The organism is Ruegeria sp. AH12 (genome assembly GCF_056541465.1).
On the sequence record NZ_JBQFYL010000002.1, the window covers coordinates 95,483 to 121,741 of the forward strand.

At 58.0% G+C, this 26,259-nt stretch carries 27 protein-coding genes; 11 read left to right on the top strand and 16 right to left on the bottom strand.

Going from position 1 to position 26,259, the window contains the following annotated elements:
• Positions 1-8 precede the first annotated feature (8 nt).
• From fdh3B to ACR0EL_RS04520, 5 genes are all read left to right on the top strand, one after another.
• Positions 9-605, top strand: a complete 597-nt coding sequence (gene fdh3B, locus ACR0EL_RS04500) for a formate dehydrogenase FDH3 subunit beta (protein WP_039530246.1) — start codon at positions 9-11, stop codon at positions 603-605.
• A gap of 73 nt (positions 606-678) precedes the next feature.
• Positions 679-1,887, top strand: a complete 1,209-nt coding sequence (locus tag ACR0EL_RS04505) for a formate dehydrogenase subunit gamma (RefSeq protein ID WP_480498578.1) — start codon at positions 679-681, stop codon at positions 1,885-1,887.
• Entirely contained in the window at positions 1,888-3,150 is a 1,263-nt protein-coding gene (locus ACR0EL_RS04510) for a c-type cytochrome (protein WP_480498580.1), read from the top strand.
• A gap of 13 nt (positions 3,151-3,163) precedes the next feature.
• Positions 3,164-3,289: a hypothetical protein gene (locus tag ACR0EL_RS04515; RefSeq protein WP_353007795.1), complete on the top strand. Its 126-nt coding sequence runs from the start codon at positions 3,164-3,166 to the stop codon at positions 3,287-3,289.
• Positions 3,290-4,162, top strand: coding sequence for a substrate-binding domain-containing protein (locus ACR0EL_RS04520; RefSeq protein WP_480498582.1), 873 nt, complete (start codon positions 3,290-3,292; stop codon positions 4,160-4,162). It begins immediately after the preceding gene.
• A gap of 39 nt (positions 4,163-4,201) precedes the next feature.
• Here the strand turns inward: ACR0EL_RS04520 and ACR0EL_RS04525 are convergent, their stop codons facing one another.
• From ACR0EL_RS04525 to ACR0EL_RS04575, 11 genes are all read right to left on the bottom strand, one after another.
• Positions 4,202-5,017, bottom strand: coding sequence for an ABC transporter substrate-binding protein (locus ACR0EL_RS04525; RefSeq protein WP_480498584.1), 816 nt, complete (start codon positions 5,015-5,017; stop codon positions 4,202-4,204).
• Positions 5,018-5,036: 19 nt separating this feature from the next.
• A complete protein-coding gene (locus tag ACR0EL_RS04530; RefSeq protein ID WP_480498587.1) occupies positions 5,037-5,771 on the bottom strand; it encodes an ATP-binding cassette domain-containing protein in 735 nt (244 codons plus the stop codon).
• Entirely contained in the window at positions 5,764-6,477 is a 714-nt protein-coding gene (locus ACR0EL_RS04535; protein ID WP_480498589.1) for an ABC transporter permease, read from the bottom strand. The genes ACR0EL_RS04530 and ACR0EL_RS04535 overlap by 8 nt, the downstream gene beginning before the upstream one ends.
• A gap of 159 nt (positions 6,478-6,636) precedes the next feature.
• Complete coding sequence (locus ACR0EL_RS04540; RefSeq protein ID WP_480498591.1) at positions 6,637-7,626, bottom strand: ABC transporter substrate-binding protein; 990 nt, start codon at positions 7,624-7,626, stop codon at positions 6,637-6,639.
• A gap of 62 nt (positions 7,627-7,688) precedes the next feature.
• On the bottom strand, positions 7,689-8,534 hold the full coding sequence (locus ACR0EL_RS04545) for an ABC transporter permease (RefSeq protein ID WP_480498593.1): 846 nt from the start codon (positions 8,532-8,534) through the stop codon (positions 7,689-7,691).
• Entirely contained in the window at positions 8,531-9,463 is a 933-nt protein-coding gene (locus ACR0EL_RS04550; protein WP_480498595.1) for an ABC transporter permease, read from the bottom strand. Before ACR0EL_RS04550 ends, ACR0EL_RS04545 begins: the two co-directional genes overlap by 4 nt.
• Positions 9,460-9,897, bottom strand: coding sequence for an N-acetyltransferase family protein (locus ACR0EL_RS04555; protein WP_480498597.1), 438 nt, complete (start codon positions 9,895-9,897; stop codon positions 9,460-9,462). The genes ACR0EL_RS04550 and ACR0EL_RS04555 overlap by 4 nt, the downstream gene beginning before the upstream one ends.
• Positions 9,887-10,675 (bottom strand): ABC transporter ATP-binding protein, encoded by a 789-nt coding sequence (locus tag ACR0EL_RS04560; protein WP_480498599.1) that lies wholly within the window; start codon positions 10,673-10,675, stop codon positions 9,887-9,889. The genes ACR0EL_RS04555 and ACR0EL_RS04560 overlap by 11 nt, the downstream gene beginning before the upstream one ends.
• A complete protein-coding gene (locus tag ACR0EL_RS04565; protein ID WP_480498601.1) occupies positions 10,672-10,998 on the bottom strand; it encodes a hypothetical protein in 327 nt (108 codons plus the stop codon). The genes ACR0EL_RS04560 and ACR0EL_RS04565 overlap by 4 nt, the downstream gene beginning before the upstream one ends.
• Before the next feature lie 75 nt (positions 10,999-11,073).
• Positions 11,074-12,528 carry a dihydropyrimidinase gene (hydA, locus tag ACR0EL_RS04570; protein WP_353007810.1) on the bottom strand — a complete coding sequence of 485 codons (1,455 nt, stop codon included), beginning with the start codon at positions 12,526-12,528 and terminating at the stop codon, positions 11,074-11,076.
• A gap of 91 nt (positions 12,529-12,619) precedes the next feature.
• Positions 12,620-13,870 (bottom strand): Zn-dependent hydrolase, encoded by a 1,251-nt coding sequence (locus ACR0EL_RS04575; RefSeq protein ID WP_480498603.1) that lies wholly within the window; start codon positions 13,868-13,870, stop codon positions 12,620-12,622.
• Between the two features lie 170 nt (positions 13,871-14,040).
• Between ACR0EL_RS04575 and ACR0EL_RS04580 the strand changes: the two genes are divergently transcribed.
• The gene (locus ACR0EL_RS04580) at positions 14,041-14,649 is read left to right on the top strand and encodes a TetR family transcriptional regulator C-terminal domain-containing protein (protein ID WP_480498605.1); all 609 of its coding nucleotides are present in this window, start codon (positions 14,041-14,043) and stop codon (positions 14,647-14,649) included.
• A 47-nt stretch (positions 14,650-14,696) separates the two neighbouring features.
• On the opposite strand, the gene preA is transcribed toward ACR0EL_RS04580, so the two are convergent.
• From preA to ACR0EL_RS04595, 3 genes are read right to left on the bottom strand one after another with little or no spacing between them, the layout of a single operon-like run.
• Positions 14,697-16,001 (bottom strand): NAD-dependent dihydropyrimidine dehydrogenase subunit PreA, encoded by a 1,305-nt coding sequence (gene preA / locus ACR0EL_RS04585; protein WP_480498607.1) that lies wholly within the window; start codon positions 15,999-16,001, stop codon positions 14,697-14,699.
• Positions 16,002-16,021: 20 nt separating this feature from the next.
• Positions 16,022-16,858 (bottom strand): class I SAM-dependent methyltransferase, encoded by an 837-nt coding sequence (locus tag ACR0EL_RS04590; protein ID WP_480498609.1) that lies wholly within the window; start codon positions 16,856-16,858, stop codon positions 16,022-16,024.
• A 43-nt stretch (positions 16,859-16,901) separates the two neighbouring features.
• Positions 16,902-18,236 carry an NAD(P)-dependent oxidoreductase gene (locus ACR0EL_RS04595; RefSeq protein ID WP_480498610.1) on the bottom strand — a complete coding sequence of 445 codons (1,335 nt, stop codon included), beginning with the start codon at positions 18,234-18,236 and terminating at the stop codon, positions 16,902-16,904.
• Positions 18,237-18,536: 300 nt separating this feature from the next.
• On the opposite strand from ACR0EL_RS04595, the gene ACR0EL_RS04600 reads away from it, so the two are divergent.
• The 3 genes from ACR0EL_RS04600 (at position 18,537) to ACR0EL_RS04610 (ending at position 21,610) form a co-directional block, all read left to right on the top strand.
• On the top strand, positions 18,537-19,532 hold the full coding sequence (locus ACR0EL_RS04600; protein ID WP_480498612.1) for a hypothetical protein: 996 nt from the start codon (positions 18,537-18,539) through the stop codon (positions 19,530-19,532).
• A 71-nt stretch (positions 19,533-19,603) separates the two neighbouring features.
• Positions 19,604-20,896, top strand: coding sequence for an O-acetylhomoserine aminocarboxypropyltransferase/cysteine synthase family protein (locus ACR0EL_RS04605; protein WP_480498614.1), 1,293 nt, complete (start codon positions 19,604-19,606; stop codon positions 20,894-20,896).
• A gap of 3 nt (positions 20,897-20,899) precedes the next feature.
• The gene (locus tag ACR0EL_RS04610; protein ID WP_480498616.1) at positions 20,900-21,610 is read left to right on the top strand and encodes a GNAT family N-acetyltransferase; all 711 of its coding nucleotides are present in this window, start codon (positions 20,900-20,902) and stop codon (positions 21,608-21,610) included.
• Between the two features lie 2 nt (positions 21,611-21,612).
• On the opposite strand, the gene ACR0EL_RS04615 is transcribed toward ACR0EL_RS04610, so the two are convergent.
• The gene (locus ACR0EL_RS04615) at positions 21,613-22,308 is read right to left on the bottom strand and encodes an SIMPL domain-containing protein (protein WP_480498618.1); all 696 of its coding nucleotides are present in this window, start codon (positions 22,306-22,308) and stop codon (positions 21,613-21,615) included.
• Between the two features lie 163 nt (positions 22,309-22,471).
• Between ACR0EL_RS04615 and ACR0EL_RS04620 the strand changes: the two genes are divergently transcribed.
• Positions 22,472-24,433 carry a hypothetical protein gene (locus ACR0EL_RS04620; protein ID WP_480498620.1) on the top strand — a complete coding sequence of 654 codons (1,962 nt, stop codon included), beginning with the start codon at positions 22,472-22,474 and terminating at the stop codon, positions 24,431-24,433.
• A 106-nt stretch (positions 24,434-24,539) separates the two neighbouring features.
• On the opposite strand, the gene hppD is transcribed toward ACR0EL_RS04620, so the two are convergent.
• Positions 24,540-25,637: a 4-hydroxyphenylpyruvate dioxygenase gene (gene hppD / locus ACR0EL_RS04625; RefSeq protein ID WP_480498621.1), complete on the bottom strand. Its 1,098-nt coding sequence runs from the start codon at positions 25,635-25,637 to the stop codon at positions 24,540-24,542.
• 138 nt (positions 25,638-25,775) lie between these two features.
• On the opposite strand from hppD, the gene ACR0EL_RS04630 reads away from it, so the two are divergent.
• Entirely contained in the window at positions 25,776-26,240 is a 465-nt protein-coding gene (locus tag ACR0EL_RS04630) for an Lrp/AsnC family transcriptional regulator (protein WP_480499000.1), read from the top strand.
• Positions 26,241-26,259 lie beyond the last annotated feature (19 nt).

Genomic DNA, 26,259 nt, shown 5'->3' on the forward strand with positions numbered 1-26,259 from the left:
AAGAGAAAATGGCAGCAAGAGCAAAGTTTCTCTGCGACGCCGAACGCTGCATCGAGTGCAATGCCTGCGTCACCGCGTGTAAGAACGAGCACGAGGTACCGTGGGGCGTAAACCGCCGCAGGGTGGTGACGATCAATGATGGTGACCCGGGCGAACGCTCGATCTCGGTGGCCTGTATGCATTGTTCAGACGCGCCCTGCATGGCGGTGTGCCCGGTCGACTGCTTCTATCAGAACGAAGAAGGGGTTGTCCTGCATTCCAAGGACCTGTGCATTGGCTGTGGCTATTGCTTCTACGCGTGCCCGTTCGGCGCGCCGCAATATCCACAGGCGGGCAACTTCGGATCGCGCGGCAAGATGGACAAATGTACCTTCTGCGCTGGCGGCCCCGAAGAAACGCACTCGACCGCAGAGTTCGCCAAATATGGTCGCAACCGGATCGCCGAGGGCAAACTGCCCATCTGCGCCGAGATGTGTTCCACCAAAGCCCTGCTCGCCGGTGACGGCGACGTGGTCTCGGCCATCTACCGCGAGCGCGTCGTCGCGCGCGGGTTTGGCTCGGGCGCGTGGGGTTGGGGCACAGCCTACGACCAGAAAGACGGTTAAGACCGCTTTCATGAACCAAACAGGCGACCCGCAACCGTGGGTCGCCTGATCTGGAATTTTGACCGAGGTTCAGATGTTCCGCTTACTCATCGCATTGCTTTTGACCATTGGGATGGCCCAAGCCGTCGTCGCACAAACCGACGAGACCGAGGCGCCGGCCACCACAAATGAACGCACCTCGACCGGGGGTGCGTCAACGCTCGAAGATATCCTGGCCCGCCAGCGCGGCGAAAAAGTGGATAACAGTTTTCGATCGGAGAACACCGGCCAGGGCAATGTCGAAGGGTTGTTGGGGCAGTTTGGACCCAGCGGCGTATCCTCGGACAGCGATGTCTACCGCGCGCTGCGCTTTGGGTCGGCAGATGTTACCGTGTCATCGCGCGGCCCGGCAGACAGTGTTCTAATTCAAGACGGCGGGATGTGGTGGTGGCAATTCCGTACCGGACCATTGCGCGAATACGGCAGCTATATCATCGCCGGAATGCTGGGTCTGATCCTGCTCTTCTTCCTGATCCGCGGCCGCATTCGCATAGATGGTGAAAAAACGGGCCGTACGGTTACACGTTTCAAAAGTTTCGAACGCTTTGGTCATTGGCTTTTTGCCGGATCCTTTATCATCCTCGGAGTAACCGGATTGCTCACCCTCTATGGTCGCGACGTCCTGATCCCGATTTTTGGCAGGGAAGGGTTTGCGGTGATCGCCCAAGGGTGCAAATGGCTGCACAATAACCTGGCCTGGGCCTTTATGCTGGGCCTGATCATCGTCACGGTGAACTGGATTTCACATAACATTCCAAACCGGACCGACTTGAAATGGCTCGCCGCCGGAGGGGGGCTGTTCACCAAGGGCAGCCATCCGCCTGCCAAGAAGTTCAATGCGGGTCAAAAGATCATCTTTTGGGCCTGCATATTGCTGGGCACCTCAATCAGCCTGTCAGGTCTATCTTTGCTGTTCCCCTTCGAATTGCCGATGTTCGCCAAGACATTCGCCGTTGCCAATTCAACCGGCATTCCGCAGGCATTGGGCCTGAGCCTGCCCGTCCAGATGTCACCGCAGGAAGAGATGCAATACGCTCAGGTCTGGCACGTCATGGTTGCCTACGTGTTCATCGCGATCATCGTAGCGCATATCTACCTTGGCTCCGTCGGCATGGAGGGCGCGTTTGACGCCATGGGCACTGGTGAAGTCGAGGAGCAATGGGCGCGTGAGCACCACTCGCTGTGGTTGGAAGAGGTGCAGGAAAAAGAGGCCAGCAAGGCAGCGGCCTCACCCGCAGAATAGATGCGCGCGCTGGTTCTGGCGTTTGCTCTGATCCCCCTTCCCGCTTGGGCTGATTTCTTCACGCTCAAGGGGCATGGTGGCCCAATCATGGGAATTGCCACCGCATCGGATGGCCGGATCGCAACGGCCAGTTTCGACAACTCGGTCGGGGTGTGGTCAGACCAGACACCCAAATGGCTGGAAGGCCACGAAGCGGCGGTCAATGCGGTCGTCTTCAATGGCACTGCGATCTATTCAGCCGGGGACGATTTTACCCTGCGCCGCTGGCCGGGCGGAAAAGTCGTTGGCAAGCACAAAGGCAAGATCGTCGGCATCGCAGCCTCAAAAACGCATGTGGCCACCGCCAGTTGGGATGGCACCATAGGCGTTTGGCCCGTTGACGGGTCAGACCCAACACTGCTTGGGCCAACCGGCAGCGGGGTAAATGCGGTGGCATTTTCACGCGATGGTACCCAGCTTTATTCTGCCGGGGTCGATGGCAGCCTGCGGAAATGGGATGTCTCGAACGGGCAAGAGGTGCTGCGACTGGTCGAACATGGGTTTGGCTTGAACGAGTTGATCCTGAACGAAGATGACGGCTGGATCGCCTATGGCGCGGTCGATGGCGTGACCCGCATCCGCGATCTTTCAACAGGTGAGGAACGAGATTTCACACTGGATCGCCGCCCGATTCTGTCCCTTGCCCTCAGCCCGGATCGCTCGCTTTTGGCCGTCGGCGACGGCGAAGGCTATATCATGGTGATCGACACGGAAAACTGGCGCATCGCCAGCGATTTCCGCGCTACCCTGCGCGGCCCGGTCTGGGCCTTGGCGTTTTCAACAGATGGGCAGAACATCCATGCCGGCGGCATTGATGAGGCCATGTATAGCTGGCCGGTGTCTGCCCTTGGTGATCAGGAACAAATGGCGGCAGCCGAGCCCAGCTTTCTGAAAGATCCCACTGAAATGAGCAATGGAGAGCGCCAATTTGCCCGCAAATGCTCGATCTGTCACAGCCTGACACCTGATGGGCAACGCCGCGCAGGCCCTACACTTCATGGTATCTTTGGGCGGCAAGCCGGCACCCTACCTGGCTATTTCTACTCGGAAACGCTGCAAGACTCTGATATCATTTGGAATGACGAGACGATAAACGCTCTTTTCGACGTGGGGCCAGATCACTACATTCCAGGGTCAAAGATGCCGATGCAGCGGATCACACAAGTACAAGACCGGACCGACCTGATTGCTTTTCTGCGCAGCGCCACGGTTGATCGAAACTGAACCGGAGGAGACCATGAAAGCCTTTCTTGCCGCCTTGGCCGCGATGGTCGTCATCACCGTTGCCGCCCCCTACACGCTGGACCAGATGGGTTTCAGCGCTGAAGAAGCCACCTCTGGCGCAGCTGTACGTCTGGATTAAATGTCCGAATATCTGACCACCAAGGAACTGGCCGACCTGCTTCGGATCGGCGAGCGCAAGGCCTACGATCTGGCCTCATCGGGTGAGCTGCCTTGCGTCCGCGCCATGGGCAAGCTGCTGTTTCCCCGGGCCGAGGTCATCGCCTGGCTCAACGCCTCACGGTCGGGCCCGCATGTGGCCGAACCACCCCTGCCCCCGATCGTCGCCGGTAGCCACGATCCCTTGCTGGACTGGGCGCTGCGCGAAAGTGGATCGGCGCTGGCGACTTACTACGACGGTTCCTTCGACGGTCTGACCCGGCTTGCCGAGCGCAGCGCGCAGGCCGCCGCATTGCATATCCACGAAGAGCACGGGTTCAACACCCAATCCTTACGCGACACGCTGGGCGAGGCGCCTGTTGTGCTGGTTGAGGTCGCGCAACGCCAACGGGGTCTGCTTCTTGCGCCCGGGACCTCAGGCATCGCGGGTTTTGCTGATCTCAAGGACCGACGCGTTATCTTGCGTCAGGACAGTGCAGCCAGTCAGCGCTTGTTCGATGCGCAGCTTGAAGCTCATGGCATGACACGGGATGATCTGGACGCCCTGCCAAACTGCGCCCGCACCGAAGAAGAGCTGGCCATCACCCTGCATGATGGTAAAGCCGAGGCAGGTTTTGGCCTCGGGGCTTTGGCCGGCCTCTACAACCTTGGATTTTCACCGACCCATTCCGAAAGATTGGACCTGGCGATCTGGCGGCGCGCCTATTTTGATGCGCCCATGCAGAAACTGCTGGGCTTTCTGCGATCAGACCCGTTCAAAGCCCGCGCATCCGAGTTTGGCGGCTACGACCTGACCGGACTTGGACAGGTCCACCACAATGGTGCCAGCGGCTAGGGACTGATCCTATAAAGGACAGTCTAGCCACAAGTCCATTCAGCGCGCGTTGGGAAAGAACACCTGCTGCCCTTGCAAGCGGTATGACTCGATGGCTATCTGCCCGTCTGGCCCCGTCAGCCAATCGACAAACCGCTGCCCGGCCTTGGCCCGCACTTTGGGATGTTTGTCCGGGTTTACGAGAATCACCCCGTATTGGTTGAACAGGCGCGGGTCTCCCTCGACCAGTATCTCAAGATCGCCCCGGTTGCCAAAGGACAACCATGTAGCCCGATCTGTCAGCGTATACGCCCCCATGCCGCTGGCCACATTCAAAGTCGCCCCCATGCCCGAGCCGGTTTCGCGGTACCAGGTGCCAGACGCCTGCGTCGGATCAATGCCGGTATCCGCCCAATGCCCCATCTCGGCCTTATGCGTGCCGCTGTCATCCCCGCGCGAGACAAACACGGCACTTGCCGCTTCGACCGCCTTGAGCGCGGACAGAATGTCTGACCCACCTTTGACGCCAGCAGGGTCCGATTTTGGCCCGACCAGCACAAAATCATTATACATCAAATCAAACCTTTCAACGCCCCAGCCATCGGCCACGAACTTCTCTTCCGCGGGTTTGGAATGCACCAGCAATACGTCGCCATCCCCGTTTATCGCGTTGCGAATGGCCTGTCCGGTGCCGACCGCGACAACACGCACATCGATCCCGGATTCAGCCTCGAATCCCGGCAGGATATAGTCCAACAGGCCCGAATTCTGCGTTGAAGTAGTCGACTGCACAATGATGAACGGCTCCTCTGCAAAACCCGCCCCTGTCATCAGGCCAAGCCCCACCACCGCTGCGCGCAATACTGCCCGAACCATCATGATCTCCGATTTGTTGTTAAGTCACCAAGCCACCCGCCAGATAACAGCGAGAGGCTTCACTTTCTGGGGAATCCAGAACCTGTTTGGCAGGTCCGTGTTCAACCACACGACCGCCTTGCATCATGACAATATCTGCTGCCAACCGCCGCGCCTGCCCAATGTCATGTGTCACCATGACAATTCGCACGCCGCGTGACGACGCCCGCAGGATCATGCGTTCGATCATCTGCGTCGCGTTTGGGTCCAATGCGCTTGTGGGCTCATCCAAAAACAAGGTTTCGGGCGTTACCGCCAGCGCACGCAGGATCGCAAGACGCTGCGCCTCACCACCTGACAGAGAACGCGCGGACTGCCGCGCTTTGCCCTCAAGCCCGCCTTCGGCCAACAACTCAACGATCCGCGCCTGGCGCGCTGCGCGTTTCAGGCTGTGACGCTTGAGCACAAAATCCAGATTGGCTGACACCGAACGCCGCAGAAGAACCGGCTGCTGAAATACCATGGCCTGCCTGGCCATGTGATCGGCGTTCAACGCCTCATTATCCTGCAACACTCGCCCCTGATCTGGCACGATCAGCCCGTGCAAACAACGTAGCAGCAGGCTCTTACCCGCCCCGTTTGGGCCCAACAGCAAAGTTGGTCCCGGCCCATACAGAATCAGATTAGAAACATCCAGCAAGGCGGAGCCATTACGGCGGATTTGTACATCGCGCACCTGCAGGCAGTTCGTCATTTCCAACACCAGATCACGCATGGCGCAACCCCTCCTGCTCGGCCCGCAGGCTGGCCGCGCTGACCATGGCATTCACGGCCACCGCAATCCCGATCAGGATCGCCCCCAACGCCAGTGCCAGCGCCAAGTTGCCTTTTGACGTTTCCAGCGCAATCGTCGTCGTCATCACCCGCGTCACGTGGTTGATGTTGCCCCCCACGATGATCACGGCCCCAACTTCGGCAATCGCACGGCCAAATCCGGCCAGCAGCGCGGTGACCAAAGCAAGGCGCGCATCCCAGAGCAGAACCGGAACAGACGCCAATCGCGACACGCCCAACGAACGGAGCTGTTCCGAGTACTCCTCAGCCAGCATCTCAACCACTTGGCGGGTCAGCGCGGCCACAATTGGCGTGACCAATACGACCTGAGCAATGATCATTGCGGTTGGTGTGTAAAGCAGTTCCAACACACCCAAGGGCCCTGATCTCGAGAGCATCAGATAGACCAACAGCCCAACCACCACAGGCGGGAAACCCATCAGCGCGTTCATCAGCACGATCAAAACCCGCCGCCCAGGAAACCGTGCCACCGCCAGAGCCGCCCCAATGGGCATCCCGATCAGCGCGGAAATCAGCACGGCAAACAGGGAAACTTGCAGAGACAAAAGCACAATCGCCCAAAGCTCTGCATCCCCATTGAGGATCAGACCCATCGCTATCTTGAATTCTGATGCAAATCCTTGCATTCTACTCCATCTTCGAACTTAATTCGGATGAAATGCGAAATTCTACAGGTAAATACTAACCTGATTTGACCCCGAGTACACGCACAATTCCAACAGTTGGCACAAAAAAACGCGGCCCCAGTTGGGACCGCGCTAAAACGGCTTCGAGGATGAATTACCTTAGTTCAAGGCTGCATCCGTGATCTGGTGTGTCCAGGCCCCTTCGGGCTGTTTGGTGATGACCGGATCAGATCCACCTGCCAGCAATGTGCCCACGGTCCGCTCAAAATCCGCCGGGTCCAGCGCACCATTCGAACCAGCGGTCAGCTTGGCGATCTCACCCATCATACGCTTCTGATGTTCCTCGGTTTGCGCACCGGTTGCGTCATTGTCCAAAACGATCAGAGCGGCCTCTTCTGGGTTCTCTTCTGCATATTTCCAGCCTTTCATCGAGGCGCGCACGAAACGCTGCATCTTGTCGACAAAAGCTGCGTCGCTCAGGTTCTCTTCCAGCACGTACAGACCGTCTTCCAACGTTGCGACGCCCTGATCTTCGTACTTGAAGGTCACCAGTTCATCCGGGCTGACACCGGCATCGATGACCTGCCAGTATTCATTATAGGTCATGGTGCTGATGCAATCGGCCTGACGCTGCAACAAAGGATCAACGTTGAAGCCCTGTTTCAGGACCTCGACACCGTTCTCGCTTTTGCCGCCAGTATCGATACCCAAGCTGCTCATCCAGCTCATGAACGGGAATTCATTGCCAAAGAACCACACACCCAATGTGCGGTTCTTCAGATCCTCGGGCGAGGCAATCCCGGCATCCTTCCAGCAGGTCAGCATCATGCCCGAGCTTTTGAAAGGCTGGGCAATATTGACCAAAGGCAGACCCTTTTCGCGCGCAGCCAAAGCGGCAGGCATCCATTCGACGGTGACATCAGCCCCACCGCCCGCAATCACCTGCGTTGGCGCAATATCCGGACCACCCGGCAGGATGGTCACGTCCAGATCTTCTTCCTCGTAGAACCCCTTGTCCTTCGCCACATAGTAGCCTGCGAACTGGGCCTGCGTGACCCATTTCAACTGCAGGTTCACTTCATCTGCAGCCAGTGATGCACTGGCGGCTAGGCTAAAGGCGGCAACCGCCCCGCTGAGTAGCTTTTTCATCTTCATCTTCTCCTAGTTGCTTTGTGTGCCCCGTTTTCGAGGTCTGTTCAGTCTTATTTTTGTTATCCGCGTTGTGAGGGGTGCCAAAAGGTCACCACCTTTTCGATCCCTGCCACCAATGTATAGAACACCGTACCCGCCATGGCCGCCACTGCAATCTCGGCCCAGACCAGATCGATCGACAGGCTGCCCACCCCGGTCGAGATCCGAAAGCCCATGCCGCGCGTGGGCGATCCGAAGTATTCGGCGACAATCGCCCCGATCAGCGCCAGTGTTGTGGCAATCTTGAGCCCGTTGAAAATGAACGGCATCGCCGCAGGCAGACGCAGCTTGATCAGGGTCTGCATATAGCTGGCTGCATAAGTGCGCATCAGATCACGCTGCATGGTGTCCGCCTCGCGCAGGCCCTGTACCGTGTTCACAAGGATCGGAAAGAATACCATCACGACGACCACGGCCGCTTTGGATTGCCAGTCGAACCCGAACCAGCTGACCAGAATGGGCGCAATCCCCACGATGGGCAGAGCCGCGACAAAATTCCCGATGGGCAACAACCCACGTGTCAGAAACACCGACCGGTCGATAAGGATTGCTGTGAGGAAAGCTGCAGTACTGCCGATGGCAAACCCGGTAAGTGCCCCCTTGAACACCGTCTGTGTGAAATCCTGCCACAGAATATCCGTCGAATTCACAAAGGTCTGCGCCACCATCGACGGCGGCGGCAGGATCACGGGTGAGACATTCAGCCCGCGCACCAGACCTTCCCACAAGATCAGCAGTGTGACACCGAACAGCACAGGCACAAAGACCCGAACGCCCTTGGAATCGCAATAGATCGACCGCGCCAACCATGCATTCAGCCACCAGGCTCCGGCCCAGAAAATCAGCGCAAAGATCAACCAGCTCATGTGCTCATCCCCATGCGCTTCAGGGTCACTCTTTGCAGCACATCCAGCAAGGTCACGAGTATGCCCGCCAGAATAGCCGCCGCGAACAGAGCCGCCCAGATGGCAAGCGGCGTGCCAAACTGATCCCCGATTAATATCCGCGCGCCAAGGCCTGAAATTGCACCTGTTGGAAGTTCTCCGACAATTGTACCGACCAGAGCGGCCGCGATACCCACCTTCAAAGAGGTGAACAGATAGGGCACCGAGGACGGCAAACGCAGTTTCAGAAATGCCTGCAGACCGTTTGCATTGTAGGTTCTCAGCAAATCCAATTGCGAAGCAGCTGGCGACCGTAACCCTTTGACCATCCCCACCAGAACCGGGAAGTAACACAGATAGGCCGAGATGATAGCCTTCGGCACGCCGCGCCCTTCGATCCCAAGTTGCGAACTTAGGACAATGATCATCGGCGCCAAGGCCACAATCGGCACCGTTTGGCTGATAATGGCCCAAGGCATCAGGCTCATGTCCACAACGCGGGAATAGACAATAGCGACGGCCCCGAGAATGCCAACAGCCGTGCCCAGAACAAAACCCCAAAGCGTTGATTGAAGGGTGATCCATCCGTGGTAAATGAGCGACCGCTTGGACATGGCCCGCCCCCGCATCGCCATTTCACCGGTGGTTTTCCAAAGCTCCTGGCCAACTTGGACCGGGGTTGGCAAGCGCGGTCGATCCAATTCATAACCCCGTGCGATATGCGAAGAGTTCTGCGCCATCAAAACCCAGGCCGACACCTGCTGGCGATCCCGTGATAACTCGGGTGTCACTGTTTCCCCGGCGCGTTCCGCCTGATCCAGCGATACACGGATATTCATCGGCGCCACGGCCAAATACCAAAGCACAACAATGGCCAACAGAACCGCTATCACGGCAAGAGCCTGCTTCATGCGCGCCACTCCATCCGGAACACGGGAACCGTATCCGGGGGCACCGGCGGCTCCTCGGCTGTTACTTCGAACCCCTCACGCCGGTAGAACCTTTGCGCCGCTGTGTTGAGCGTATGCGTGGTCAACCAAAGAAAATCCCGCCCTTCCTTCGCCTTGTCGACAAAGTGTTTGCCAATTCCCTGCCCGGTTCGGCTGCAATACAGAGCGCCGATCTTCTGTTCTTTTGGGTCGATAGACATGTAGCAATCCACCGGTTCACCCGCGACCCAGATTTCACGCGCGTCGAACGCCTCACCGATCATTCCCGCCAATTGATCCACCGACAACTCTTCGGGCATCCACTCGGTCTGGCTGACCCAGTCGTGAACCACACGGGCGCATGCTTCCACATCCGCGGGCCTTGCGCGCCTGATCTGGAAATTGTCAATCATCATAGGAATGCCCTGCCCGCAGCCCGTCACGTACCCGGTGCGCGACCTCGATGAATTCCGGCGTATCGCGAATGTCCAACGGCCGTTCCTTGGGCAACGGGCTGTCGATCACATCTGTAATCCGCCCGGGTCGAGGGCTCATGACGACGATCTTGGTGCTTAGGTACACTGCCTCGGGGATCGAGTGGGTAACGAAGCCTATTGTCTTCTCGGTCCGCGCCCACAACGCCAGAAGCTGTTCGTTCAGGTGATCGCGCACGATCTCATCCAACGCCCCGAACGGTTCGTCCATCAGCAGGATATCGGCGTCAAAAGCCAAGGCGCGTGCGATACTGGCACGTTGTTGCATCCCACCGGATAGCTGCCACGGAAACTTCCCACCAAACCCTTCCAGATCAACCAGTTCCAAGACCTTCTTAACGCGTTCGTCTTGCTCTGCAGTCGAGTATCCCATGATCTCAAGCGGCAGTTTGATGTTCTTGGCAATCGTGCGCCATGGGTATAACCCAGCGGCCTGAAACACGTATCCATAGGCGCGCTTGCGTCGCGCTTCATCCGGGGTCATGCCATTCACCGTCAACGTTCCGCCTGTCGGTGTTTCCAGCGCCGCGATACAGCGCAGGAACGTGGTTTTACCACAGCCAGATGGGCCAATGAAGCTCACGAAATCGCCCTTGTCGATGGTCAGATTCACATCTTTGAGGGCATGGACAGGCCCGTCGTTGGTCTGGAAGGTGAGGTCGAGGTTTTTGGCTTCAATAACCGTTTCGCCAATTGTCATCTCGTAGTAATCCCCAAATTTTCGATCCAAAACCAGACCAACCCAGCAATAGCACCAGCGATGCTAAACAACAGCAAACCGGGCAAATCGACCGCCAATGGTCGATCAGTCATGTTTTCCGTATTGAGTAACAAATACACTGCTGCACCCGTAACCGTACCACCAGCCCCAGCTGCTACCGGGTGAAAAATGCGAAATATCGCAGCGATCATTCGAAGGGCAAATGCCGGAACAGCTGAGAAAATGACAGCCAACGGCAACATTATTCCCGTCTGAATGACCAGCCCTAACTGTGCTGGCCATGGCTGTTCAAAGATGCTCATTTGCCAACCCCAAATTATTAGAGACGCGCAGAACACTGCTGCCAAATACCCCAAAACGCCCCGAATGACTGCCACTTAGACCCCCGTTGCCGGGATACCCGTGCGCTCCACCGGGCGTGGTGCTGTAAGCTCTTTCCAAGTGCTCAGCGCTTTGTTCACATGTGTATTGGCCTCACGCGAGACGAACTTTCCGTGCCCTTCTTGCGTCTGGATATCACCATCATGCACAGCAACCGCACCACGGGTCAGCGTGAACCGCGGCAGTCCGCGCACTTCCTTGCCTTCAAACACGTTGTAATCGATCGACGATTGTTGCGTCTCGGCCGAGATCACCTTGGCCTTGTCGGGATCCCAAACCACCAGATCAGCATCAGCACCGACAAGAATCGCGCCTTTTTTAGGATAGCAATTCAATATTTTGGCGATGTTAGTTGAGGTCACGGCCACGAACTCATTCATAGTCAAACGCCCGGTATTCACCCCATGGGTCCAGAGCATCGGCATCCGATCCTCCAACCCGCCAGTGCCATTGGGGATCTTTGTGAAATCCCCCACGCCATAGCGTTTCTGCTCGGTCGTAAAGGCGCAATGGTCCGTTGCGACCACACTCAACGTGCCCGATTGCAGACCGTTCCATAGGCTATCTTGATGCTGCTTGTTCCGGAACGGAGGGCTCATGACCCGCCGCGCCGCATGCTCCCAGTCATGGTGGAAATACTCACTCTCATCCAAGGTTAGGTGCTGGATCAAAGGTTCTCCCCAAACCCGCTTGCCCTGCATCTTGGCGCGCCGAATGGCCTCATGCGCCTCCTCACAGGAGGTATGCACTACGTACAGAGGCACACCGGCCATATCGGCAATCATGATCGCACGGTTGGTCGCTTCACCTTCGACCTGCGGCGGACGGGAATAGGCGTGTGCCTCGGGGCCAGTATTGCCCTCAGCCAGTAGCTTCGCACTCAACTCAGCGACCACATCGCCGTTTTCGGCGTGCACCATGGCGGTGCCACCCAGTTCAGCCAGACGTTTGAACGAGGCAAACAGCTCGTCATCATTCACCATCAGCGCGCCTTTATAGGCCATGAAATGCTTGAACGTGTTGATACCGCGCGTCTCGATGACAGTCTTGATGTCGTCGAACACCTGCTCCCCCCACCAGGTCACCGCCATGTGGAACGAGTAGTCACAATTCGCCCGCGTCGATTTATTGTCCCAACGCTTGAGCGCATCCAGCAAGCTCTCGCCCGGATTGGGAAGTGCGAAATCCACCACCATCGTGGTACCACCGGCCAAAGCCGCACGCGTGCCGCTTTCGAAATCGTCGCTGGAATACGTCCCCATGAACGGCATCTCAAGATGCGTGTGCGGGTCGATCCCACCGGGCATCACGTAGCACCCAGAGGCGTCCAATTCCTTGTCGCCACGCAGGTCCGGCCCAATCTCGGTGATCACACCGCCCTCAACTTTCACATCCGCCTTATAGGTCAGATCAGCGGTTACGATGGTCCCGTTCTTGATGACAGTACTCATTTCAAACTCCCTGTTGCGGTCTGCGCCGCTTGCTTCATCTGGCTAAAAATATCCCGGGGGAGTCGCCCTTAGGCGACGGGGGCAGCGCCCCCTATTCCACGATCTCCGCCGTCTCAACGACGGCATGCAGCAAAACATCCGCACCGGCAGCCGCCCAGTCCTTGCTGATCTCTTCAGCCTCGTTGTGGCTCAGGCCATCTACGCAAGGGCACATCACCATCGCGGTCGGCGCGACCCGATTGATCCAGCAGGCATCATGACCCGCGCCCGAGATGATATCTGTATGGGAATAGCCCAGCCGCTCTGCCGCGTCGCGCACGGCGGCCACACAGCCCTCATCGAATTTGACCGGATCGAAACCACCGACCTTTTCGAATTCAATCTGTAGGCCCATCTCATTCACGATATCCTCAGCCGCCACACGCAGGCGGTTTTCCATATCGGTGATCACCTCCAACTCTGGCGAGCGGAAATCGACCGTAAACACCACCTTGCCAGGGATCACGTTGCGTGAGTTCGGGTACACATCAATATGCCCCGCTGCCCCAACGGCATGCGGTGCATGCGACCAAGCGATCTCATCCAGTTTCTCAAGAATACGCGCCATGGCCAGCCCTGCGTTCTTGCGCATTGGCATCGGGGTCGAACCGGTATGAGCATCTTTGCCGGTCACGGTGATTTGCGTCCAGCTCAGGCCCTGTCCGTGGGTGACAACGCCGATATCCTTACCCTCGGCTTCTAGGACTGGGCCCTGTTCGATATGCAGTTCAAAGAAGGCATGCATCTTGCGGGCGCCGACCTCTTCCTCACCGCGCCAGCCGATCCGCTGTAGTTCATCGCCGAACTTTTTGCCTTCCGCGTCTTCACGGTCATAGGCCCAATCCTGCGTGTGCATGCCCGCAAATACGCCCGAGGAAAGCATGGCCGGCGCGTACCGTGTCCCCTCTTCATTGGTCCAGTTTGTCGCGATAATCGGATGTTTTGTCTTGATGCCCAGATCATTCAACGTGCGAATGATCTCTAGCCCACCCAGCACACCCAGCACGCCGTCATACTTGCCACCTGTCGGCTGAGTATCGAGATGCGAACCCACATAAACTGGCAGAGCGTCTGGGTCTGTGCCCCCGCGCATGGCAAACATATTGCCCATCTGGTCCAATCCCATGGAACAGCCCGCTTCCTGGCACCAGCTTTGGAACAGCGCGCGCCCTTCGGCATCTTCATCCGTCAAAGTCTGGCGGTTATTGCCACCCGCAATGCCGGGGCCGATCTTGGCCATCTCCATCAGGCTGTCCCACAACCTATCGCCATTGATCCTGAGATTCTGCGCCGGAGCTGCCATAGTCACTTTCCCTGTTGCTTGCGATTTGCTCGCTACTGCTGTCTTGATTTGACCATCTGGTCAAACTCACGCTATCACGGGTTCGACATCAGTCAAGAAATTGCGGTGCACCACCAAACTTTTTGGCCTAGTCCATGCGTGCCTGACGAAAAAAGAGACAGTCCGAACAGATGCCCAGCGACCGCGCCCCAACCCGTATTCAGAAAAAGAACCGCGCTGCGATTCTAGAGGCCGCATTGAACGTTTTTTCGTCGCATGGGTTTCGCGGCTCGACTGTTGATCAGATCGCGGCAGAATCCGGACTGAGTAAGCCGAATCTATTGTACTACTTCCCGTCAAAAGAAGCGATCCATACGGAGCTTCTGTCTGGCCTTCTGGAAACCTGGCTGGCGCCGCTGCACGATCTGGACGAAAACGGCGATCCGCTTGAGGAGCTGCTGTCCTATATTCGCCGAAAGCTGCAGATGAGTCAGGAGTTACCACGAGAAAGCCGTCTGTTTGCCAACGAGTTGGTTCAGGGCGCGCCGCGCATTCACGAGGCTTTGTCTCAGGATCTCAAAGCATTGGTCGATGAGAAAACCGCGCTTCTGACCGGATGGATGGATCAGGGCAAAATCGCGCGGGTGCATCCTTATCACCTGATGTTTTCGATCTGGGCCCTGACCCAGCACTATGCAGACTTCGAAGTTCAGGTCCGCGCGATCCTGGGCGACGAAGACCCGTTCGAAGGCGCAGAAACGTTTGTCGACACCCTGTATCGCAAGCTTTTGACACCTTGAACTAAGGGGCCGTACCAACGGCCCTTCAAAGATCTGCGCAAACCTGTTCATTCCGCGGCCTTGGCCATCGGATTGTTGGGATGCGTTGTCCAGTTTGCATAGTCCGGCTGAACCTCGCGCCCGGTACGCGGGTCAACCTCTCCTGCTGCCATCGGCTCCATCGAGATACAGCCCTCGACCGGGCAGACATCGACACAGAGGTTACAGGCCACGCATTCTTCGTCGATCACCTCGAACACCCGGTCCGGTGACATGGCAATTGCCTGATGGCTGGTGTCTTCGCATGCGGCATAGCAGCGACCGCATTTGATGCACTGGTCCTGATCGATCTTGGCCTTGGCGATGTAGTTCAGGTTCAGATACTGCCAATCGGTTACGTTGGGGACCGCGCGACCAACAACTTCCGAGACGTTGGAATAACCCTTCTCGTCCATCCATTTGGACAGGCCTGCCGTCAATTCATCGATGATCTTGAAGCCGTAGGTCATAGCCGCCGTGCAGACTTGAACGTTGCCACAGCCCAGCGATATGAACTCTGCCGCATCGCGCCATGTGGTAACGCCACCGATGCCGGAAATCGGCAGACCATGCGTTTCCGCGTCCCGCGCAATTTCCGAGACCATGGACAAGGCAATCGGCTTTACCGCCGGACCGCAATAGCCGCCATGGCTGCCCTTGCCATCAATCGAGGGCTCGGGGCTGAACGTGTCCAGATTGACGCTGGTGATCGAGTTGATTGTGTTGATCAGCGACACCGCATCTGCACCGCCATTCTTGGCCGCCGCCGCAGGTTTGCGAATATCGGTAATGTTCGGCGTCAGCTTCACGATCACCGGGCGGTCATAGTACATTTTGCACCAGCGGGTGACCATTTCGATGTACTCAGGCACCTGACCGACAGCCGCGCCCATGCCCCGCTCGCTCATCCCGTGCGGGCAGCCGAAGTTCAATTCGATTCCATCCGCGCCGGTCTCAGCCACGCGGGGCAGGATGGCTTTCCACGCGCCCTCCTCACACGGCACCATGATCGAGGCGATCAGTGCCCGGTCTGGATAGTCCGCCTTGACCCGCGCCATTTCCTCTAGGTTTACCTCAAGTGGTCGGTCGGTGATCAGTTCGATATTGTTCAGGCCCAGCAACCGCCGGTCTGCACCATAAATCGCGCCGTATCGAGGGCCGTTCACATTCACGACCGGCGGTCCCTCAGCCCCGAGTGTCTTCCAGACCACGCCGCCCCACCCGGCCTCGAAGGCGCGGCGGACGTTGTATTCTTTGTCGGTTGGCGGGGCCGAGGCCAGCCAGAAAGGGTTGGGGCTGGAAATGCCCAGAAAGTCTGTCGTCAGGTCAGCCATGGGGACTCCTTTCCGGCTCCTCAGCCGGTTTTCTTGAAAATCATCTCGGTCGGGCGAATCCGCCCGGCATGCAGGTTTGCGACGTAGTTTTGGAACTTCTCGGGCGCCGTCTCGCCCATCATCAGGTGGATACCTAACGGCGCAGGGCCGCTTTCGGAAATCTTTGCAAAGACTTCCTCGAAGAACTTAATCGCAAACTCGGTGCGATCCGTCTCTGCCTCCAACTCAAGCCCCGCCGCTGCGGCCGCGTCCTTGTAGAGCTCGGGCGCGTCTACAAAGGATGTCTCAGCGACGCTTGACCAGGGCAAAGGGAACGCCAGAGGCTCGTCTGTTTCACCGGCCATCACATCAAACAGAGCAAACTGCCCATCTGTCGCCAAAGCGCGCGCGACTTCAGCGAACAGCCCGGCCTTGTCTTCGATGTTCATACCGACATGCAGCATCACCGCCAGATCGAACCCGGCATCCGGCACTGGCATGTCCAAAGCGCTGCCGACATGGAACTCGACCTTGTCGGAATGCCCCACGATCTCGCTGAGTGCAGCTGCCGTTTCGACAAACTCGGGTGTCAGGTCGACCCCCGTCACCGTCGAGTCATACCGATCCACAACATAACGCGACGTCCCGCCGATCCCGCAACCCACATCCAGCACCCGCGTCGCATGGGTCAAGGACAATTGGTCAAACAGGTGATCGGTGGCCAGAACGCCGCCCGTGTGGAACTCGTCTCCGGCTTTCAGATCGGCGACCGTGGCCGCATCCGGGTCCACACCGCTGGCTTTCAGCGCATCGCGCACGCGGTCCGTCAGGGCACCGGTGGTATAATGTTTGGCAACTGCGTCTTCGATCTGGGACATAACGATACCTCAGCGAATAGGTTGGCTTGAAAGCCTCACCCTATCACGAAACCAGGCTCGCGTGGATGTCCATCGCCGCATCACGGCCTTCGGCCACGGCGGTCACGGTCAGGTCTTCGCCCCCGGCCGCACAATCTCCACCAGCCCAGACACCGGAGATGGAAGTACGCCCAGCACCGCTGACCGCAATCTTGTTGCCGTCCAGTTCCAGCCCTTCGGGCGCGCCATCCAGCGTCTGACCAATGGCTTTCAGAACCTGATCCGCAGGCAGCCGAACCGTCTCACCGGTTCCGGTCAACTGACCGTTTTGGCTGGAGGTGTATTCCAACTCGATCTCGACTGCCGCACCGTTGCCATGCACCGCGACAGGCTGAACATTGGTCATGATCCGCACGCCATGCGAGGCCGCGAGGTCCTGCTCGTATCGGCTGGCCCCCATCGCGTCGCGCCCACGGCGATAGGCGATCGTGACCTGCTCGGCCCCTAGCAGCTTCGACTTCACTGCCGCATCAACAGCCGTCATGCCGCCGCCGATCACAACTACATTTCGGCCAACCGGTAAATCCGACAGATCCGAAGCTTGCCGCACGTCTGAGATGAAATCGACTGCCGGGCGCACGCCGTCCTTGTCCACGCCTTGCGCCCGCAGAGCATTCACACCGGCCAGGCCAATGGACAGGAAAACGGCATCATAATTTTCAATCAGCCCCTCCAGAGAGAGGCCTTCGCCCAGCAAAGAACCGGTTTCGATAGCGATACCGCCGATTTTCAGCAGCCAGTCGACCTCGGCCTGTGCAAAATCGTTGGTCGATTTATAGGCCGCGATCCCGTATTCGTTCAGACCGCCTGGCTTGGGCTTGCCTTCGTGGATCACCACATCATGGCCCAGCATGGCCAGCCGATGGGCGCAAGCGAGACCCGCTGGTCCTGCGCCAACAACGGCCACGGTTTTGCCGGTCGCCGCAGCGCGTTCAAAAGGATGTTCACCAGAGGCCATCACATCATCGGTTGCGAAACGCTGAAGCCGCCCGATCTCAACCGGTTTGCCTTCGGCGGCTTCGCGCACGCAGGCCTCTTCGCACAAGGTTTCGGTCGGACAGACCCGAGCACACATGCCACCCAGGATATTCTGGTCGAGAATGGTCTTTCCCGCCGATTGCGGCTGACCCGCCTGTATCTGGCGGATGAACAACGGAATATCGATATCAGTCGGACAGGCCGTCACGCATGGCGCGTCGTAACAGAAATAGCAGCGATCTGCGGCCACAGCGGCCTCATGCGGGGCCAAAGGCGGATGCAGATCCGAAAAATTCGATGTCAGTTCATCGCTGGAAAGCCGCCCGGAAACGATTCCGGGTGCCATCTGGCCCTGTGCCATCGCTCTACTCCCTGTAGATATGTTTGTTGTAACCTCAGCTTGCCACAAATCGAAATTTTATCAATTGGTAAAATTTATCAATTGGTCAAAATTTTGAAATTGCACGAGATTTCGTTCGAAATATCGGCGTTTTCGTGGGGTTATGACCACAAACCAAGCAGGACCGACACACTGAAGTGCTCTAACTCGGGTTCGCCTTGGACAACCCGCGCACCACAAACGACTTTTGACGCCCTACACCGGTTGCTGTAAGCCCAATCTCAGATGCGTGAGATCAACGCATGTTTAGGACGGGCACAGATGCGGGCAGCTTCGCAAGACTTCAATATTGTCATCATTGGTCAGAACAACCGCCTGCAATATGAGGCGGTCCTGTTCGCCGCCTCGCTGCGCCATTCCGCGCCCGACTTCAAAGGACGTCTGTTCGTCGCCACACCCAAACCCGGTCCGCGCTGGAACCAGAGCCCGGCCATTCAAGACCAAGACGTACTCAAGGCCCTGAAACAGCTTGATGCGGAGATCCTGCCTTTTGACAATCATGTCTTCGGCGAGAGCTATCCCAACGGGAACAAGATCGAAGCGCTTCTGGCCCTGCCCGAAGGGGAACCCTTTGTTTTCTTTGATACAGATACCCTGATCACCGGCGAGCTGAGCAGCGTTCCGTTTGATTTTGGCCGCCCCGGTGCCTCGCAAAAAGTCGAAGGCACATGGCCCAAGCCCACGCTTTACGGGCCAGGGTTTGAGGGCATCTGGTCTGCGCTTTATCGCCGTTTTGATCTGGATTTCGACGGCTCGATTGATACCGACCAACCGCAGGGACACTGGCGTCGGTATCTGTATTTCAACGCAGGCTATTTCTTTTACAAATGCCCACGTCAATTTGGCGAGCGATTTCTGGAGTATGCGCGCACCATCCGGGATGATCAGATCCCGGAATTGATCGGGCAGAACCTTGACCCTTGGCTGGATCAGGCCGCTCTGCCCCTTGTGATCCACTCTTTCGGCGGAGGGCGCGATGCACTGCCCGACGGATTGCTGGATGGCTCGGTCAGTTGCCATTATCGCCTGTTCCCGCTGCTCTACGCCCGCGAGAGTGATCATGTGATCGACGTTCTGGAAACCGTCGTGGCCCCGAACAAGGTCAAGAAGGTCCTCAAGCAATATGATCCGATCAAAAAGCTGGTGATTCAGGGCAAGGGTCAGAAAATCCGGGACCTGTTTGATCGCGACGCCCTGCCCAGCCGCGAACAGGTGATCCGCAACAGGATCAAAGCACAGGGCCTCTGGATGCGCTGAAAGCGGCGTTGTGTGACGGCGGGCAATGTCCTACAGATTTCGCAAGTTCTATTTCGACAGGAGAGTTTACGATGTCCGACGGTCCTACCTATGGTTTCGACACCCTACAGATTCACGCGGGCGCACGCCCTGATCCGGCAACTGGTGCGCGCCAGACTCCGATCTATCAAACTACCGCCTATGTTTTCCGCGATGCAGATCATGCGGCGGCGCTGTTTAACCTGCAGGAAGTGGGCTTTATCTATTCGCGCCTGACCAACCCGACCGTTGCGGTGCTGCAAGAACGTGTTGCGACGCTGGAGGGCGGCGTTGGCGCGGTCTGCTGTTCCTCGGGTCACGCGGCGCAGATCATGGCGCTGTTCCCGCTGATGGGGCCGGGCTGCAACGTGGTGGCCTCGACTCGATTGTACGGCGGCACCGTCACGCAGTTCAGCCAGACCATCAAGCGCTTCGGCTGGTCGGCCAAGTTTGTCGACACCGACGATCTGGACGCCGTAAAGGCCGCCATCGACGAAAACACCCGGGCGGTATTCTGCGAATCCATCGCCAACCCCGGCGGCTATGTCACCGACATCCGGTCGCTGGCTGATGTCGCAGACGGCGCAGGCATTCCGCTGATCGTCGACAACACCTCGGCCACGCCCTACCTGTGCCGGCCCATCGAGCACGGCGCGACTCTGGTCGTGCATTCGACCACCAAGTACCTGACCGGCAACGGCACCGTCACTGGCGGCTGCATCGTGGATTCGGGCAAGTTCGACTGGTCGGCGAATGACAAATTTCCCTCGCTTAGCCAGCCAGAGCAGGCCTATCACGGGCTGAAATTCCATGAGACCTTCGGCCCGCTGGCCTTCACCTTCCACGGCATTGCCATCGGCCTGCGCGATCTGGGCATGACCATGAACCCGCAAGCGGCACATTACACGCTGATGGGGATCGAGACGCTGTCGCTGCGGATGGAGCGCCACGTCGAGAACGCGCAAAAGATCGCCGCCTGGCTCGAGGCGGATGACCGCGTCGACTACGTGACCTATGCGGGCCTGCCCTCATCGCCCTATCACGACCGGGTCAAGGCGCAGTATCCGCGTGGTGCCGGTGCGCTGTTCACCTTTGCGGTCAAGGGCGGCTATGACGCTTGCATCAAGCTGGTGAACGCTTTGGAGATTTTCAGCCACGTTGCCAACCTCGGCGATGCGCGGTCGCTGATCATCCACTCGGCGTCGACCACACACCGTCAATTGACGCCCGAACAACAAGAGGCCGCTGGCGCAGGCCCCAATGTGGTTCGCGTCTCGATCGGAATCGAGGATGCCAACGACCTGATCGCTGATCTGGATCAGGCGCTCAACAAAGCTAGCGCATAGATCATGAGCGGGCACGATACCAACGCACTTGGTCAACCCATCGGCAAACCGGTCACGGGCGAGTTCCCTCGCCCCACACCACCCTATACCCCGATGGAGGGCCAGTATTGCTCAGTCGTGCCACTTGATGTGAACAGGCACGCGCCCGGGTTGTTCCGGGCGTTTGCCAATGACGCCAATCACCGCAACTGGACCTATCTGCCCTATGGGCCGTTTGATACCGAACAGGCGTTTGAAACCTGGGCGCGCGCCACCTGCATGGATGCGGACCCGATGTTTCATACGATACTTGATGCGGATGAGGTGCCTGTGGGTATGGCCTCCTACTTGCGGATCGAACCGGCCGGGGGGGCGATCGAGGTCGGGCATATCCATTTCTCGCCGCTGCTACAGCGCAAACCTCAGTCCACCGAAACTATGTATCTGATGATGAAACGCGTCTTCGACGAGCTAGGCTATCGCCGCTACGAATGGAAATGCGATGCGCTGAACGCACCGTCTTGTGCGGCGGCCAAACGGCTGGGCTTTACCTTCGAAGGGATATTCCGCCAGGCGACCCATTACAAAGGACGCAACCGGGATACGGCGTGGTTTTCCATTCTCGACAGTGAATGGCCCCGCATTCGGGGCGCATTCGAGTCTTGGTTGTCGCCTGACAATTTCGACGCGGCGGGCCAGCAACGACAAAAGCTGATGGCCCGCGCCGATGGCTGAGTTTATTCCGAAATCTCAAACTCCATCGAGACGCTGACCGATACCGTGATCTCGCCGCCTGCGACGGGCACTCCACCAGTATCGGCGACGCTAAAGGCGCGCATCTCTGCCATGGGCCGGACCCCTCCGGTGCGCTCGGAAATCGACTGAACCGGACCCAGCGTGACATTGGCCGCTTGGGCCAGTTGCTCGGCCTTTGACGTGGCTTCGCCCACGGCTTTGGCGCGTGCCTGAACCTCAATCGGTTTGGTGTCCTGCAAACCAAAGCTCAGCCCGCCAAAATCATTCGCCCCGTCCTGAATGACCGCATCCATGATCTGCCCAAGCTGGGACAGGTCGCGCACCCGGACAAAAACACGGTTCGAAGCGACAAACCCGGTGATCTCGGGCGGCTCTCCGTTCTGCTGATTGCGATTCGACCAAACCGGTGAGAGCGACAGGTCGCGTGTTTGCACATCCCGGTCCTCGATCCCCATATCTGTCAGGCGGGACAACACCTGTGCCACTGCATCTGACGTCGCTTTCATCGCAACCGACGCTTCGGCATCCTGATTGGTCACACCCAGCGTGATCGTCGCCATATCGGGTGCAACTTGCACGGTTCCAATCGCGTCAACAGAAATGCGACGTTCTTCCGCATGGGCCAGCCCAGCGGCAGTTGCGGCCATCATGGCGGCCAGAAAAGCGAATGTCTTCAAGGTCATCCCTCCAATTTACTCCCGTTCAACATGGGTTGGCAGGGCTTTGCCATACAAGGGGAGAGGTTGCGTTTTTCTTTCCCTCGGCGGGTTCCTGCTCTACTGTCACTCTGCAAGCGTGTGATCGTTTGCGCTGATGATATAGTTATGGTTCTCCGGGAATATGAAACCCGCCTTTACACTATCTTTTTCTGCAACCGGTATTTCGTTGCACCACCTGTCCGAAGGTGAGTGGTACGAGATCGGCACTGTATCGCTGGATACAGACGACCTGAACGGGCAGATACAGGCGCTGCGAGATCAGGGTTTTGCACTGGAAAACGACCTGAGTTGTAATGTGGTCATCCCGGCGGATCAAATCCGCTATCTCATGATTCCATCGGAAGATCTGTCTGCTGACGAAAACGCGCAAATGGTGCACGACGCGTTGGTCGATGCCACGCCATATGAGCGCGATGAACTTAGTTTTGCCTCGATCACCAAAGACGGCCTGGTCTATGGGGCGGCAGTGGCACGCCAGACCTTGAACGAAGCGCATAGCTTTACCACCGAGCATGGATTCGTACCTGTCGCTTATACCGCTGAGCCGAGTGATGACGAGTTCCCTGGAGTGCCGGTGTTTGACCTGGATGCGAAGCCGCTTACAGCCACTCCGGTTGCTGCACCAGAGGCTAGCCCTGCCCCCGCAGTACCGGAACCTAAGGCAGACACCGATCCACCCGAGCCCAAGGTTCATGCTATAGCAGAAACTGCCGCGCCCGACGCGTTTCGCGCGCCTGCGCCGTCGCAGGGTGACTCAGCAAGCACCGGCGCGGGTCTCAACAAATTTGCCCTGCCTGCGATCGCAGCGGCCGGTTTGTTTGCCATAGTGATCGGAGCGTGGTCCCTTCTCGGATCGCCGGAAGAGGAGATTGTGGCCGAGGGGGACTTGGAGCCTGAAACCACATCCCCTGAGGCTGAAATGGCCGCTGATCTGGCGGTAGGCATCCTGCCGGAGGTACCTCAGGCGGAAAGCACTGAACCTGCAATCGAACCGGTGCCTGAAGACGATCAAGTGACAGCTGCCGAGCTTGCGCCCGAGGCGACACCCGAAGACCAACCCGCCTTGTCTGCGACCGATGCCGCGATCCTTGAGGCATTGAAAGTAGAACCCACGCCGGTCGAGGACGTTGCACAGGAAACCGAGACTGCTCCGCAATCTGAAATCACCACCGGTGTTGTCGAGACCGCCCCAGCACAGCCCGAAGAACCAGTAGCCGTTGAACCGGACGATCTGTATCTGGCTTCGGTGGACAAGTCCGATTTCTCCAACGACGCGGTGGCCCTAGCACCTTCTGCGAGTTTTGAAACAGATCAGCCTTTTGATCTGCCCGCTCTGGCGCGCGCCTCCATCCCCGGGTTTGATCTGGATGAGCGAGGGCTTGTCACCCCATCGCCCGAAGGTACGCTGAACCCTGATGGCGTGCTGGTCTATCTGGGCCGCCCCTCATCCGTGCCGCCAGCAGTACCGTTACGGTTCGAAGAAGAACCGGTGGTCGAGGAAACGACCTCGCGCTTAGCCGGAATACGGCCCAAACCCCGCCCTGAGAACCTGCAAGATCAATTCGAACGTCAGCAACTGGGCGGCAGATCGCTGCAAGAACTGTCCGTGTTGCGGCCCAGGCAACGCCCCGCTTCGCTACAAGCCAGCCCCGAGGTGGATGACACCCCGACTGCCTTAGCCGTCGTCCTTGTTCCGCGTCCCAAGGCACGCCCTGCGGGGCTGGTTCGGACCGCAGCGGCCGCACCGGCGACCAATCTGGGATCAACCGCCGGGCTGGATCAGAACAGTGGTGGGGCAGAAACCTTCGAGCCTAAAACAGTTGCCCCCAAGATCCCCACGACCGCATCAGTGGCGCGGCAGGCGACCATCGACAACGCGATCAACCTGCGCCGCCTGAACCTGATCGGGGTATACGGCACGCCAGCCAACCGGCGCGCCTTGGTACGCTTGCCCAGCGGACGATACAAGAAACTGAAAGTGGGCGACCGGGTCGACGGCGGCAAGGTCGTCGCAATCAGCGACAGTGAATTGCTATATCAAAAGAAGGGTCGCAACGTGTCCCTCAAGATGCCGCGTGGATGATCGCTGCGCGCTGGTAGCAAAGCCTTGGTCGCTCCGACCATGCTTCCCTTCAAGAAGGAAACAGACATGCCGGAGTGATTTGGACTAAGCTTGTGTTCGGCGCGAATTAAGCTGCTGAAATCTCGCCACTTTCGATCTGCTCGCGTTCGATGGATTCGAACAAGGCCTGAAAATTCCCTTCGCCAAACCCGTCATCGCCTTTGCGCTGAATGAACTCGAAAAAGATCGGGCCGATCACGGTTTTCGAAAAGATTTGCAGCAGAATCCGCGTCTCACCGCCATCCACCACGCCTTCGCCGTCGATCAGGATGCCATGCTTCATCATCCGATCCAGCGGCTCGTCATGATCTTTCACGCGGTCTTTAGACATATCATAGTAGGATTGGTTTGGGCCTGGCATGAACTTTAGCCCCTTCTCGGCAATCGCGTCGGTCGAGGCATAGATATCCTCGCTGCCCACCGCGATATGCTGGATGCCTTCGCCGTTGTATTTCTTGAGGTACGAAACGATCTGGCCCGTTTCGCCGCGATCTTCGTTGATTGGGATGCGGATACGTCCACAAGGCGAGGTCAACGCGCGGCTGTAAAGCCCCGTGAACTTGCCCTGAATATCAAAGAACCGGATTTCGCGGAAGTTGAACAGGTCGCCATAGAACTTGAACCACTTGTCCATGTTGCCCTTGAAGACGTTATGGGTCAGGTGGTCGAGGTAGTAGAACCCATCACCGCGTGGTTTGGATTCCTTGATCCATTCGAATTCCTGGTTGTAGGGCGATGTGTCGTAATACTGATCAATGAAGTAGATCAGCGACCCGCCAATCCCTTTGATCGCGGGTACATCCATGGTTTTGTCCGCGCCATCATAGGGTTCAGCCCCTTTTGAAACCGCATGCTCATACGCCTGCTGCGCATCGACAACCCGCCAGCCCATTGCAGGCGCACAGGGGCCGTGTTCGGCGACAAACTTCGCGGCATAACTCTCAGGAGCGGCATTGAGGATATAGGTCACGTCCCCTTGCTGCCACAGCTCGACCAAGGGTTTTTTCTTGTGACGCGCGACAAGGTCATAGCCCATGGTCGCAAACAGATCCCGCAATTCCTGCGGGTTGGGATGAGCGAACTCGACGAACTCGAACCCGTCGGTTCCCGCCGGGTTCTCTGCGGTGATGATGGATTTCGGGGCGTTATGTGGGAAAGGACCCATGGCGCGTCTCCTTTGAAAACAGGAATTTCTTTGCTGATTCCAAGATATGTCTTAAACAACGCTGTTTCTGCGCATTGTTTTCAGGTAAACTATGCTCATACGCGCAAAACACGCGTAATTTTGAATAAATACGGTGAAATGCCGCAAGCGCTGGATCATATCGATATCGGATTGCTGGCCGCGCTTCAGCGCGATGCGCATCTGACCGCGCAACAGCTGGGCGAGGTGCTAAACCTGTCTGCAAGTCAGGCCGGTCGCCGCCGCCAACGGCTGGAGGCCGAAGGATACATCACTGGTTATACCGCACGGTTGGACCCGCTGAAACTGGGCCTGCAAGTCCAAGGGTTTGTTCAGGTTCACCTCGGCACGCATGGGCCGGATCAATCGGCCAGCTTTGCCCGTATGGTCGATGCCCGCCCTGAAATCACCAGCGCCTGGACGATGACCGGAGAGGCAGATTACCTGTTGCATGTCTATTGCGACGATCTATCTGCGCTCAACAGCTTGCTTCATCAGGTGATCCTGCCGCATCCTGCAGTTGCACGGGTTCAAAGCCAGATCGTGATGGACCAATTGAAACGCGACGCCCCCCTGCCGACCTGAGCAGGCAAAGAGGACACAT